Here is a 13,014-nt window from a genome sequence, read left to right as displayed (position 1 = left end):
AATCTCGTTAAAGCAGAATTTAGAGAAAGAAATCCACGCGGAAATAGATCGGCGCTTCGCGTTCGGTCAGCACGTCAGGGCGTTCCAGGGAATGGGCAAAAGTCACGCTGGCGGCCACATGCTGACCCCGGGCGAACAGCTCCACGGAGTCGCTGGACATGCGCCCGTGCTGATCGCCGTTGTAGCGGTCGCCACGGATCACGCCCTGGTCGTAACCCAGGCTGGTGCCGTATTCAGCGAACACCGGGCGCAGCCATTCCAGCGTCACCGGACGACTCCAGCGCAGGTCGTTGCGCCAGTAGCCGCCGCTGTCGCCGGACAACGACTGGTCCTTGTAACCGCGAATCGACGACTGCCCGCCGAGGCTGGTGCGCTGCGGGCTGAACAGCACGTCTTCACTGCGCTGGCCGGTCATCAGGCTGCTGAAACTGAAGGACTCGCCCCACAGCTTGAACGGCTGCAGATAGCTCGCGGTGGCGGTGTATTTGCGGTAACGCGCGTTCGGCTCGCCGGGGCCCGGATCACCGTTACCCTGGGCGTCGAACGCGCCGATGCCTTGTTGCATGCCCAGGTCGAGGTTGACGAAGGCACTGCCGACCCGCCGACCGTGGTTGATGCCGAACTGCGCTTCGCTGATGCGGTTGCTGCTCAGCTTGAGCTTGCTGTCTTCGATGAAGTTGTTGGTGCGCAGGTACGAGAGGCCGGTACTGAGCGACGTCTTGCTCAGGGCGTCGCGATGGATCACCCGCTCGGCGCGCAGCTGATGGTTTTCGCTGTCGCCGGTCTGCTTGAAATTGAAACCGTTGGCCTGGGCTTGCGAGCGGTATTCGCTCTGGCTGTAGGTGTAACTGAAGTTCCACCAGCCCCACGGCACGCTGTAATTGAGCAGCGCGTTGTTGGAGGTGTGCTGGTGATCGCTCATCGCATCGTGACCACCACGCAGCATCAACTGATCGGCCAGGCCCAGCGGGCTGTCCCAATCGAACGTCGTGCCCCACTGCTGCTCGCCGGTGCTGCGCTGGCCGTCGTTACTGCGCGACAACCCGGCACGCCACGGCTTCTGCGGCGTGTTCTTGACCAGCACTTCACTGCCACCGACGTTCTTGCCCGGCGACAATTCCATCTGCGCCTGATTCGACGGCAAACGGTTCAGCTGATCCACCATCTGCTCGATTTCCCGCAGATTGACCAAGTCACCACTCTTGCCAGGAAAAGCCATTCCCAATTCACGGTCCGACAGCTTGCTGCCCTCCGCGCCCTTCAACCCTTCAAGCCTGCCCTCGACCACCAGCACCTTCAAATGCCCACCGGACAAATCCTGCTGCGGCAAGTAGGCCCGGCTGGTGACCAGGCCCTTCTCGATGTACAGATCGGTGATGACTTTCAGCAACTCGTTGAGCTGCGTGACGCCCAGGCACTGACCGATGTAAGGCTTGAGCAGGCGATTTTTCTCGCCGTCCGAAAGACTGTCGGCGCCTTTGAGCTCGATGTCCTTGATGGGGAAACAACGGGTGTCGGCCGGGGCTGTCGGAGGCGCGGGTTTGGCTGCCTTGCCGGGTAATTCCTTGAGCTCCTCAAGACGCCGACGCTGCTCGTCGAGCAAGCGATCCTGACGTTCGCGGATCAGATCGGTTTCACCGGGGGTGGGGGCGGCGTGAGCAAGATTCAGCGGAGAAAGGCACAGCAAAGCCAGGCACAACCTCGCCACGAGGGCGGGTGGGTACATGTTCGATCCCTCGAATGGAGAGTAATGGCACAATGGTGGCGCGATATTAGATGGCCATTATTCTGGCGTCAATGAATGGATCCATTCGACGGAGGTTAAGGGACAACTTGTAATGGCTAAATCGGGCGCTTCCGACGAGAGCGCAGGACGTTTCCTGATGTGGTGTAGAAAAATGCTCACAACACCAAGGCGCTGTAGTCCACAGAGAAAAAGCCAAGTGCCAAACGGCAGGATCTTTTTTTAAGCAATAAAAAACCCGGACTCTGTCCGGGTTTCATTGATAGCGACCATGAACGGCTGCTATCGACTGCTACAGGTTTAATGTCTGCTTTAGGTATCAGAAGTTAGCCGGGGTGTTGGCGCTGATGATTTCAGCCTCATCTGCCCCAATATTGCGAAACCGATGCGGCAGTGTCGTCGGAAAGTAATACCCATCCCCGGCATTCAACACACTAATCTGCCCATCCACCGTCAACTCAACCGTGCCACGGGTTACGAGCCCACACTCCTCCCCCTCAGCATGCACGATTGGCTCTTCCCCAGAGCTCGCTCCAGGCGCGTATTGCTCGCGCAACAGCCGCATCTGCCGACTCGGCACCGAAGCGCCAATCAGCAACAACCGCAGCCCATGACGCCCGAGGTCCGGCTGTTCATTGGCGCGAAACACGTACTGATGCTCGCGCGGCGGCTGATCGAAGGTGAAGAAGTCCGCCAAAGACATGGGGATGCCTTCGAGCAGTTTTTTGAGGGAGCTGACGGAGGGACTGACGCGATTCTGTTCGATCAGGGAGATGGTGGCATTGGTGACGCCGCTACGCCGGGCCAGCTCGCGCTGGGACAGTTTGTAGCTTTCGCGTACTAATTTGAGTCGTGAGCCCGTGTCCATGACAGCCTTATGTGAGCACTACTTAAGGGGTAATGGGGGTGGGTGGCGGGCGACTGGTGGCCGCGGATTACGCCGTTTCCCGTCCCGGAACCGTGGAAGGCGGGTATTAAATCACGTTTGTGGGTGTTGCTCAGCAGGTTCGATAAACGGCTGGCAAAAAAGCTGTCGGTTTCTGATGTCAGTCAGTTCTGGTTTAGAAACTGTGGCGAGGGGCTTGCCCCCTCGCCACGAAGGTTTGTCCCGCATGGATTGCATTAATGGCAAAAAGCGGGGCCGCTTCGCGCCCCAGCGGGAGCAAGCTCCCTCGCCACAGGGGTGATGCGTAGCCTTGGCCGGCGGAGGCCGCCGGTAAGGTTACAGCTAGATGCCGAAGCGGTCTCGCAACGCGTAATACGCCGCGCCCATGGCGGTGAGTGGGGCCTGGAAGGTGCGGCCGCCGAGCATCGGCATGTGTGGCAGGGAGGCGAAGGCATCGAAGCGTTCGGCGTCGCCGCGGATCATTTCCGAGATCAGTTTGCCGGCCAGGTGCGAGCAAGTGACGCCGTGGCCACTGTAGCCTTGCATGTAATAGGCGTTTTTCTCGATGCGGCCGAATTGCGGCATGCGGGACATGGTCAGCAGGAAGTTGCCGGTCCAGCGGTAGTCGATTTTCACGTCCTTCAATTGCGGGAAGGTCTTGAGGATCTTCGGGCGGATCAGTTGTTCGATGTCGTCCGGCTCGCGGGCGCCGTAGACCACGCCGCCGCCGTACAGCAGGCGGTTGTCGGCGGTGAGGCGGTAGTAGTCGAGCAGGTAATTGCAGTCTTCGACGCAGTAGTTATTGGTGATCAGGCTGCGGGCGACCTTTTCCGACAACGGCTCGGTGACGACGATTTGCGAACCGCAAGGCATGCTTTTGCGGGTCACGCGGTTGTCGAGGTCTTGGGGCAGGTAGGCGTTGCCGGCGATCAGCAGGTACTTGGCCCGCACCACGCCTTTGGCGGTGCGCACGGTGATCGGTTCGCCGTAGGAGATGTCCACGGCGGCGGATTGTTCGTAGATTTTGCCGCCCAGGCGAATGATCGCAGCGGCTTCGCCCAGGGCCAGGTTCAGCGGGTGGATGTGGCCACCCTGCATGTCCAGCAGGCCGCCGACGTAGTTGTCGCAACCGACTTCGCGCTGGATGTCCGAGGCGTCGAGCATTTTCAGGTTGTTGTTGCCGTAGCGTTCCCAGTTACGCTTCTGCTCGGCCAGGCCATTGAGCTGCTTCTTGTTCAGCGCTGCGAAGATGCCGCCGGGGCGGTAGTCGCATTTGATGTCGTATTCCTTGATGCGCGAACGGATGATGTCGGCGCCTTCGAAGATCATGCTGCCGAGCACTTCGGCAGTCTTGTCGCCGTAGCGCTCTTCGATCACATCGACGTCGCGGCTGTAGGAGTTGACCAGCTGACCGCCGTTGCGACCGCTGGCGCCGAAGCCGACTTTGGCGGCTTCCAGTACCGTTACGCTATAGCCCGCTTCGCTGAGGAACAGCGCCGAGGACAGCCCGGTGTAGCCAGCGCCGATCACGCAGACATCGCATTCCACCAGTTCTTCAAGCACCGGGTAATCGCCGGTCTGGTTGCGGGTTGCGGCGTAATAGCTGTTTACATGATTTTGTGTAGAGCTGTGTTTCATACATTTCTCCGAGGGCCGCCGGCCTATGCCGGCGACCGCCGCTGTAAAAGTGTTAGAGCTTGATCCAGGTCGCTTTGAGTTCGGTGTACTTGTCGAACGCGTGCAGCGATTTGTCCCGACCGTTACCCGACTGCTTGAACCCGCCGAACGGCGCGGTCATGTCGCCGCCGTCGTACTGGTTGACCCAGACGCTGCCCGCGCGCAAGCCGCGAGCGAAGGTGTGGGCCTTGCTGAGATTGCTGGTCCACACACCAGCGGCGAGGCCGAAGATGCTGTCGTTGGCGATCTGCAGGGCTTCTTCAGCGGTGTCAAAGGTGATCAACGACAGCACCGGGCCGAAGATTTCTTCCCGGGCGATGGTCATGGCATTGGTCACGCCGTCGAAAATCGCTGGCTCCACGTACAGGCCACCGGTGCCTTCGAGGGCACGATTGCCGCCAGCAATCAGTTGCGCGCCCTGGTCTTTGCCGACCTGGATGTAGCGCAGCACATTGTCCAATTGGCGCTGGTCGACGACGGCGCCGACGGTGGTTTCAGGGTCGAGCGCATGGCCTGGCTTCCAGGCTTGCAGCGCTTCCAGCAGCAGCGGAATGAACTGCTCGCGGATCGAGCGTTCCACCAGCAAGCGCGAGCCGGCGGTGCAGACTTCGCCCTGATTGAAGGCTATCGCACTGGCCGCTGCCCGAGCTGCTGCGCGCAAGTCCGGCGCATCGGCGAACACCACGTTCGGGCTCTTGCCGCCCGCTTCCAGCCAGACGCGTTTCATGTTGCTTTGCCCGGCGTAGATCATCAGTTGCTTGGCAATCGCGGTGGAGCCAGTGAAGGCCAGCACGTCGACGTCCATGTGCAACGCCAGCGCCTTGCCGACGGTGTGACCGAAGCCCGGCAACACGTTGAACACGCCTTTGGGGATGCCGGCGTCGAGGGCCAGTTGCGCGATGCGGATCGCCGTCAGCGGTGATTTTTCCGAAGGCTTGAGGATGAACGAGTTGCCTGCCGCCAAGGCTGGGGCGAACTTCCAGCTGGCCATGATCAGCGGGAAGTTCCACGGCACGATCGCGGCGACCACACCTGCGGGTTCACGGGTGATGAGGCCCAATTGGTCGTGCGGCGTGGCGGCGACTTCGTCGTAGATTTTGTCGATGGCTTCGGCGCTCCAGCGGATCGCGTTGGCGGCCGCTGGAATGTCGATGGCCATGGAATCGCTGATCGGTTTACCCATGTCGAGGGTTTCCAGCAGCGCCAGTTCTTCCTGGTTGGCCAGAATCAAGTCCGCGAAACGAATCAAGATGCGCTTGCGTTCTGTCGGTGCCAACCGCGCCCAGATGCCGGATTCAAATGCACGGCGCGCGACGGCGACTGCCGCGTTAGCGTCGGCTTCGTCGGTGCTGGCGATGTTCGCCAGAAAGCGGCCATCGACCGGGCTGATGCATTCGAAGGTGTCGCCGCTGAGTGCCGGGCAGTATTGGCCGTCGATGAATGCGCGGCCTTCTAGTGTCAAGGACTGGAAGCGTTGCTCCCAGTCGCTGCGAGTGTTTGTCATGGTTGTGACTCTACGCAGAGGAATAGTTGATCGTTCTATTTGTGCTGGCGAATGTCGTGTGTCAGGTGATCTCGATGGTGGCTGTGCTGGTGCCTTCGCGGGCAAGCCTCGCTCCTACAAGGGACGCATCATCCCTGTAGGAGCGAGGCTTGCCCACGAAGGGGGCCTCACATTCGACATCAATGGCATTGACCCACCGTTCAGGCCCATCAAACCGTGTGCAGGTACCAGTTGTACTCAAGGTCTGAAATGGAGTTCTCGAACTCGGCCAGCTCGCTTTCCTTGCACGCCACGAACACGTCGATGTACAGCGGGTCGATGTAGCGCGCCATGACTTCGCTGTCGTCCAGTTCGCGCAGTGCATCGCGCAGGTTGTTCGGCAGGCTTTGCTCGTTCTGCTCGTAGCTGTTGCCTTCCACCGGGGCACCCGGTTCGATTTCGTTGGTCAGGCCGTGGTGAATACCGGCCAGTACCGAAGCCATCAGCAGGTACGGGTTGGCATCGGCGCCGGCGACACGATGCTCGATGCGCACGGCATCCGCCGAACCGGTGGGCACGCGCACCGCCACGGTACGGTTGTCGATGCCCCAGCTTGGCGAGTTCGGTACGTAGAACTGCGCGCCGAAGCGACGGTAGGAGTTGACGTTCGGGCAGAGGAACGCCATCTGCGCGGGCAGGGTCTCGAGCACACCGCCGATCGCATGTCGCAGCGCGGCGTTCTGCTCGGGATCCTCGCTGGCGAAAATGTTGTTGCCTTGTTTGTCGAGAATCGAAATGTGCACGTGCAAACCGTTGCCCGCCTGACCCGGATATGGCTTGGCCATAAACGTGGTGTCCATCTCGTGGTCGTAGGCGATGTTCTTCACCAGACGCTTGAGCAGCACCGCGTAGTCGCAGGCCTTTATAGGGTCGGAGACGTGATGCAGGTTGACTTCGAATTGCGCCGGGGCGCTTTCCTTGACGATTGCGTCAGCCGGGATGCCCTGCTCTTTCGCGCCTTCGAGGATGTCTTGCAGGCAGTCGACGTATTCGTCCAGATCGTCGATCAGGTACACCTGCGTCGAGTGCGGACGCTTGCCCGACACCGGCGAGCGTGGCGACTGCGGACGACCGTTCACGTTGTCCTGGTCGATCAGGTAGAACTCCAGTTCGAACGCCGCGCAAATGGTCAGGCCCATGTCATCGAACTTGCTTACCACCTGACGCAGCACTTCGCGCGGGTCGGCGAAGAACGGCTGGCCTTCGAGCTCGTGCATGGTCATCAGCAACTGCGCGGTCGGACGCTTCTGCCAGGGTTCGATGCTGAGGGTATCGGGGATGGGATAGCAGATGCGATCCGAGTCGCCGATGTCCAGACCCAGGCCGGTGCTTTCCACCGTGGAACCGTTGATGTCCAGGGCAAACAGTGACGCCGGCAGGTTGATGCCTTTTTCGTAGACCTTGTGAAGACTGGTGCGCTCGATGCGCTTGCCGCGCACCACACCGTTCATATCCGCAATCAGAAGGTCGACGTACAAAACCTCAGGATGTTGCTTAAGGAATGCGTTTGCTTCGTTGAGTTGAACGGCACGCAGAGGGACCGACATGATGCACCTATTAGCTGTTAATTATTATGTTCACTTCACTTGCGAGAGCCAGTCAACCCGAACGGCAAAGTGAAGTCAATAGCGAACACATGGCCTTTCAGCCTTTATTTTCTGGCCTTTTTTGGGCGTCAGAGTGCCACATCAGGCTTGAGCACCGCGTAGATCCTCAGCATCGGACGTTCGGCGTTTAGAATTTTTTACATGAGAGTTGTTAATTAAAATCAACAAGGCTAAGCTCCGGAAAAGCTCGTTCAAGTGTGAAACTTCGAGGTGATAAAAATGGCATTCAAGCCATTGATCGGCGTTACTGCGTGCGTCAAACAGATTGGCCTGCACCCCTACCACGTCAGCGGCGACAAGTACTTGCGTGCTGTCAGCGTCGCGGCATTGGGGCTGCCAGTGGTCATTCCTTCCTTAGGCGACCTGACCGAAACCGACGCGCTGCTCGCGCAGCTCGACGGTCTGCTGCTGACCGGCTCGCCATCGAATGTGGAGCCCTTCCACTATCAAGGCCCGGCCAGTGCTCCCGGTACGGATCACGATCCGCAACGGGACGCCACCACCCTGCCCTTATTGCGCGCAGCCATCGCCGCCGGTGTTCCGGTGCTCGGCATCTGCCGGGGCTTTCAGGAAATGAACGTGGCGTTCGGCGGCAGCCTGCATCAGAAGGTGCACGAACTGCCCGGCATGCTCGATCACCGGGAAGCGGACAGTCCCGATCTGGCCGTGCAGTACGCAGCGGCCCATGCGGTGACTGTGCAACCGGGCGGTGTGTTCGAAGCACTGGACCTGCCGCAGGTGTTCCAGGTCAATTCGATTCACAGCCAGGGCATCGACCGACTCGCACCCGGCCTGCGCGCTGAGGCGATCGCGCCGGACGGTTTGATCGAGGCGATCTCCGTCGAGCACAGCAAAACCTTCGCCGTCGGCGTGCAATGGCACCCGGAATGGCAGGTGCTTTCGAATCCTCCTTACTTGAGTATTTTCCAGGCGTTTGGCGAGGCGTGCCGACAACGGGCGGCGCTGCGTAATACGCGCTGACTTCAAACATTTCTAATCGATTGACTGCCCCCGTGAGTCTGGCGGGCGTGCCTTTGCGCGCCGGTGGCTCACGTAATAGATGAACCGCAATAACAACAAGTACGACCAGGCAGCCAGGACGGCGGTGCCGAATAAGCCCGAGCGGTAAGCGTTGAATTCAATGGCATCGCCCGGCCCGGGTTTGCAATCCACTCTTAAGTCAGGCCGTGTTGGCCCGACGACTGAAACCTGTTGGGAGTTTCATATGGCAAACGCCTCCAGCATCTACAGGAAGGCTCTTGATGGTCACCAGGCACCGAAAAAGGTGCTGGTGAAAGTCGACCGCGTCACCAAGAAATTCGACGAAACCACCGCCGTGGACGATGTGTCCCTGGAAATCCATCAAGGCGAAATCTTCGCCTTGCTCGGTGGTTCCGGCTCGGGCAAATCGACGCTGCTGCGCATGCTCGCCGGCTTCGAGCGCCCGACCGAAGGGCGGATTCTGCTCGACGGTGTCGACATCACCGACATGCCGCCCTACGAACGGCCGATCAACATGATGTTCCAGTCCTATGCGCTGTTCCCGCACATGACGGTGGCGCAGAACATCGCCTTCGGCCTCAAGCAGGACCGTTTGCCCGCCAGCGAAATCGACGCCCGTGTCGAAGAAATGCTGCGCCTGGTGCACATGACCCAATACGCCAAACGCAAGCCGCATCAGTTGTCCGGCGGTCAGCGTCAGCGTGTGGCACTGGCGCGTTCGTTGGCCAAGCGGCCGAAGCTGTTGTTGCTCGATGAACCGATGGGCGCACTGGATAAAAAGCTGCGTTCGCAGATGCAACTGGAGCTGGTGGAAATCATCGAGCGCGTCGGCGTGACCTGCGTGATGGTGACCCACGACCAGGAAGAAGCCATGACCATGGCCGAGCGCATCGCGATCATGCACCTGGGCTGGATCGCCCAGATCGGCAGCCCGGTCGACATTTATGAAGCGCCGGTCAGCCGCATGGTCTGCGAGTTCATCGGTAACGTGAACGCCTTCGACGGCACCGTTGTGGAAGACCTGGAAGGTCACGCGATCATTCACAGCCCGGACCTTGCGCAGAAGATTTACGTCGGCCACGGCGTGAGTACCTCGGTGCAGGACAAGTCGATCACCTACGCCATCCGCCCGGAAAAAATGCTGGTCAGCACCCTCAAGCCCGAGACCCGCTACAACTGGTCCGAAGGCAAGGTGCATGACATCGCCTATCTCGGTGGCCACTCGGTGTTTTATGTGGAGCTGCCTGGCGGCAAGATCGTCCAGTCGTTCATGGCCAACGCCGAACGCCGTGGCGCACGCCCGACCTGGGACGATCAGGTCTACGTGTGGTGGGAAGACGACAGCGGCGTGGTACTGCGCTCATGAGAACCTTCAATCAGCAGTTCCTGCGCCTGGTGCCCAGTGGCCGCAAAATGGTCATCGGCATTCCATTCCTGTGGCTGTGCCTGTTTTTCCTGTTGCCGTTCTTCCTGGTAATGAAGATCAGCTTCTCGGAAGCAGCCCTGGCCATTCCGCCCTACTCCGAGATTTACACCTTCGCCGAACAGAAATTTCAGCTGCTGCTGAACCTCGGCAACTACTCGCTGCTGACTGAAGATGAGTTGTACATCTCGGCTTACTTCGGCTCGTTGAAGGTCGCGTTTTTAAGCACACTGATGTGCCTGGTGATCGGTTTCCCGATGGCTTATGCGATCACCAAGGCCAGCAAGGAAGCGCAAAACGTCTTGCTGCTGTTGATCATGATGCCGACCTGGACCGCGATCCTGATCCGCGTGTATGCGTGGATGGGCATCCTCAGCAACAACGGTTTGCTCAACGCGTTCCTGATGTGGACCGGGCTCACGTCGCAGCCGATCGAGATCCTCAACACCAACACCGCCGTGTACATCGGGGTGGTTTACGCGTACCTGCCGTTCATGGTCCTGCCGCTGTACGCCAACCTGGTGAAGCACGATGGCAGCCTGCTGGAAGCCGCGTCAGACCTGGGCTCGAGCAACTTCAACAACTTCTGGAAAATCACGGTGCCGCTGGCCAAGAACGGGATCATCGCCGGTTGCATGCTGGTGTTCATTCCGGTGGTCGGTGAGTTCGTGATTCCGGAGCTGTTGGGCGGCCCGGAAACCCTGATGATCGGCCGCGTGCTGTGGCAGGAGTTCTTCAACAACCGCGACTGGCCGGTGGCGTCCGCCCTGGCGGTGGTGATGCTGGCGATCCTGATTGTGCCGATTCTGCTGTTCAACCGTAGCCAGGCCAAAGAGATGGAGGGACGGGGATGAACCGTTTCGGATTTTCACGATTGATGTTGGTGCTCGGCCTGTCGTTTATCTACCTGCCGATGCTGATTCTGGTGATCTACTCGTTCAACGCCTCGAAGCTGGTGACGGTGTGGGGCGGCTGGTCGGTGAAGTGGTACGTCGGCCTGCTCGACAACACGCAACTGATGGGCTCGGTGGTGCGCTCGCTGGAAATCGCCTGCTACACGGCGATTGCCGCGGTGGCGCTCGGCACGTTGGCGGCGTTTGTGCTGACCCGCGTGACGCGCTTCAAGGGCCGTACGCTGTTCGGCGGTTTGGTGACGGCGCCGCTGGTGATGCCGGAAGTGATCACCGGTCTGTCGCTGTTGCTGCTGTTCGTGGCCATGGCGCAGATGATCGGCTGGCCGCAGGAACGCGGCATCGTCACCATCTGGATCGCCCACACCACATTCTGTGCAGCCTATGTGGCGGTGGTGGTATCGGCGCGCTTGCGTGAGCTGGATTTGTCCATCGAAGAAGCCGCCATGGACCTCGGTGCACGGCCGCTCAAGGTGTTCTTCCTGATCACCATTCCAATGATCGCGCCATCACTGGCGGCCGGCGGCATGATGTCGTTTGCCTTGTCGCTGGATGATTTGGTGTTGGCGAGCTTTGTGTCGGGGCCAGGGTCGACGACCCTGCCGATGGAAGTGTTCTCGGCGGTGCGTCTGGGCGTGAAGCCTGAGATCAATGCCGTGGCCAGCCTGATTCTGCTGGCGGTGTCGATCGTCACGTTCATGGTCTGGTATTTCAGCCGCAGGGCCGAAGCCACCCGCAAACGAGCGATTCAGGAAGCGATGGACCAGACGGCCAGCGAGTCCTGGCAACAACCGAAAAAGCAATTGGTAGAAGCAACGGTCTAGCGCCACTGTCAAGTGAGCACTGACCTGTGGCGAGCGAGCTTGCTCGCGCTTGAGTGCGCAGCACTCACAAATAGGTATGGGTTGCCAGAATTTTGGGGCCGCTACGCAGCCCAGCGGGAGCAAGCTCCCTCGCCACAGGTAAGTCCGCTAGCCACTGGTTTTGTGTTCACCGCTTTTTTGTTTTATGTGATTTGAATAAAAAGAATGGAGTTGTACCGATGAAAATGTTTGGCAGGACTCTGCTGACACTGTCCTTATTGGGCGCAATCACCGCTGGCGCCCAGGCCAATGACAAGGTACTGCGCGTCTACAACTGGTCGGATTACATCGCTCCGGACACCGTCAAGAAGTTCGAAGACGAGACCGGCATCCGCGTGACCTACGATGTGTTCGACAGTAACGAAACCCTTGAGGCACGGCTGCTGGCGGGAAAATCGGGCTATGACATCGTGGTGCCGTCCAACAGTTTCCTGGCCAAGCAGATCAAGGCCGGGGTCTACCAGGAACTGGACAAATCGAAGCTGCCCAACTGGAAAAACCTCAACCCGGTACTGCTGAAAAACGCCTCGGCCAGCGACCCGGATAACGGCCACGCCTTCCCGTACATGTGGGGTTCGATCGGCATCGGCTACAACCCGGCCAAGGTCAAGGAAGTGCTCGGCACCAATGCGCCGGTGAACTCCTGGGACTTGCTGTTCAAACCGGAAAACGCCGCCAAGCTCAAAGCCTGCGGCATCAGCTTTCTGGATTCGCCGACGGAAATGCTTCCGGCTGCCCTGCACTATCTGGGCTACCCGGTGAACTCCCGGGACAAGGCGCAAATCGCCGAAGCCGAAGCGTTGTTCATGAAGATTCGACCGTCGGTGGCCTACTTCCATTCGTCGAAATACATCTCCGACCTGGCCAACGGCAACATCTGCGTCGCCGTCGGTTACTCCGGCGATGTGCTGCAAGCCAAGGCCCGCGCCCAGGAAGCTGGCGACAAGGTCAAGATCGAGTACAGCATCCCGAAAGAAGGCGCCGGTAGCTTTTACGACATGGTCGCCATCCCACGGGACGCCGCCAACGTCGACAACGCCTACCTGTTCATGAACTTCCTGATGCGCCCGGACATCATTGCCGAAGTCACCAACAGCATCGGCTACAGCAATGCCAACGCGGCGGCCACGCCGTTGGTGGATGAAGCGATTCGCGACGACCCGGGGTCGTACCCGCCGCAAGCGGTGATGGCGACGTTGTATGCCATTCCTGACATGCCGATCGCCACCCAGCGGATCATGACCCGGGGCTGGACGCGGGTGAAGCTGGGCAAGTAATCCCGCCTCACTGATCGTCCCCATGCTCCGCGTGGGAACGATCATCCATTACAGCTTTCCCTTTTCCGTTCACGCAGCGCC

Annotated in this window: 10 protein-coding genes; 5 read left to right on the top strand and 5 right to left on the bottom strand. The window is 59.7% G+C overall.

Translation table 11 applies throughout. The annotated features are described in order from the left end of the window. Positions 1 to 19: 19 nt before the first annotated feature. From AC30D7_RS10665 to AC30D7_RS10645, 5 genes are all read right to left on the bottom strand, one after another. The gene (locus AC30D7_RS10665) at positions 20 to 1,726 is read right to left on the bottom strand and encodes a ShlB/FhaC/HecB family hemolysin secretion/activation protein (RefSeq protein ID WP_490134013.1); all 1,707 of its coding nucleotides are present in this window, start codon (positions 1,724 to 1,726) and stop codon (positions 20 to 22) included. Positions 1,727 to 2,063: 337 nt separating this feature from the next. Beyond that, positions 2,064 to 2,612 (bottom strand): cupin domain-containing protein, encoded by a 549-nt coding sequence (locus tag AC30D7_RS10660; protein WP_008011722.1) that lies wholly within the window; start codon positions 2,610 to 2,612, stop codon positions 2,064 to 2,066. A 360-nt stretch (positions 2,613 to 2,972) separates the two neighbouring features. Continuing rightward, positions 2,973 to 4,268, bottom strand: a complete 1,296-nt coding sequence (locus AC30D7_RS10655; RefSeq protein WP_019648644.1) for an NAD(P)/FAD-dependent oxidoreductase — start codon at positions 4,266 to 4,268, stop codon at positions 2,973 to 2,975. Positions 4,269 to 4,320: 52 nt separating this feature from the next. Next, complete coding sequence (locus AC30D7_RS10650) at positions 4,321 to 5,811, bottom strand: aldehyde dehydrogenase (RefSeq protein WP_490134012.1); 1,491 nt, start codon at positions 5,809 to 5,811, stop codon at positions 4,321 to 4,323. A 209-nt stretch (positions 5,812 to 6,020) separates the two neighbouring features. Beyond that, on the bottom strand, positions 6,021 to 7,397 hold the full coding sequence (locus AC30D7_RS10645; protein WP_018930106.1) for a glutamine synthetase family protein: 1,377 nt from the start codon (positions 7,395 to 7,397) through the stop codon (positions 6,021 to 6,023). Positions 7,398 to 7,676: 279 nt separating this feature from the next. Here AC30D7_RS10645 and AC30D7_RS10640 point away from each other — a divergent pair, with 279 nt between their 5' ends. The 5 genes from AC30D7_RS10640 to AC30D7_RS10620 all read left to right on the top strand — a co-directional run bounded on the left by AC30D7_RS10640 (position 7,677) and on the right by AC30D7_RS10620 (position 12,933). Next, positions 7,677 to 8,438: a gamma-glutamyl-gamma-aminobutyrate hydrolase family protein gene (locus AC30D7_RS10640; protein ID WP_086944873.1), complete on the top strand. Its 762-nt coding sequence runs from the start codon at positions 7,677 to 7,679 to the stop codon at positions 8,436 to 8,438. A gap of 244 nt (positions 8,439 to 8,682) precedes the next feature. Next, positions 8,683 to 9,825 carry a polyamine ABC transporter ATP-binding protein gene (gene potA / locus AC30D7_RS10635; RefSeq protein WP_018930104.1) on the top strand — a complete coding sequence of 381 codons (1,143 nt, stop codon included), beginning with the start codon at positions 8,683 to 8,685 and terminating at the stop codon, positions 9,823 to 9,825. A 29-nt stretch (positions 9,826 to 9,854) separates the two neighbouring features. Further along, positions 9,855 to 10,736: an ABC transporter permease subunit gene (locus AC30D7_RS10630; protein ID WP_167331203.1), complete on the top strand. Its 882-nt coding sequence runs from the start codon at positions 9,855 to 9,857 to the stop codon at positions 10,734 to 10,736. Continuing rightward, positions 10,733 to 11,617 (top strand): ABC transporter permease subunit, encoded by an 885-nt coding sequence (locus tag AC30D7_RS10625; protein WP_490134011.1) that lies wholly within the window; start codon positions 10,733 to 10,735, stop codon positions 11,615 to 11,617. The genes AC30D7_RS10630 and AC30D7_RS10625 overlap by 4 nt, the downstream gene beginning before the upstream one ends. Before the next feature lie 218 nt (positions 11,618 to 11,835). Continuing rightward, positions 11,836 to 12,933: a polyamine ABC transporter substrate-binding protein gene (locus AC30D7_RS10620; protein WP_096480001.1), complete on the top strand. Its 1,098-nt coding sequence runs from the start codon at positions 11,836 to 11,838 to the stop codon at positions 12,931 to 12,933. The last annotated feature ends 81 nt before the right edge of the window (positions 12,934 to 13,014 follow it).

The organism is Pseudomonas sp. DF5, assembly GCF_058148225.1.
Note: the sequence above shows the minus strand (reverse complement) of the source record. Positions and strands in the feature narration are given on the sequence as shown.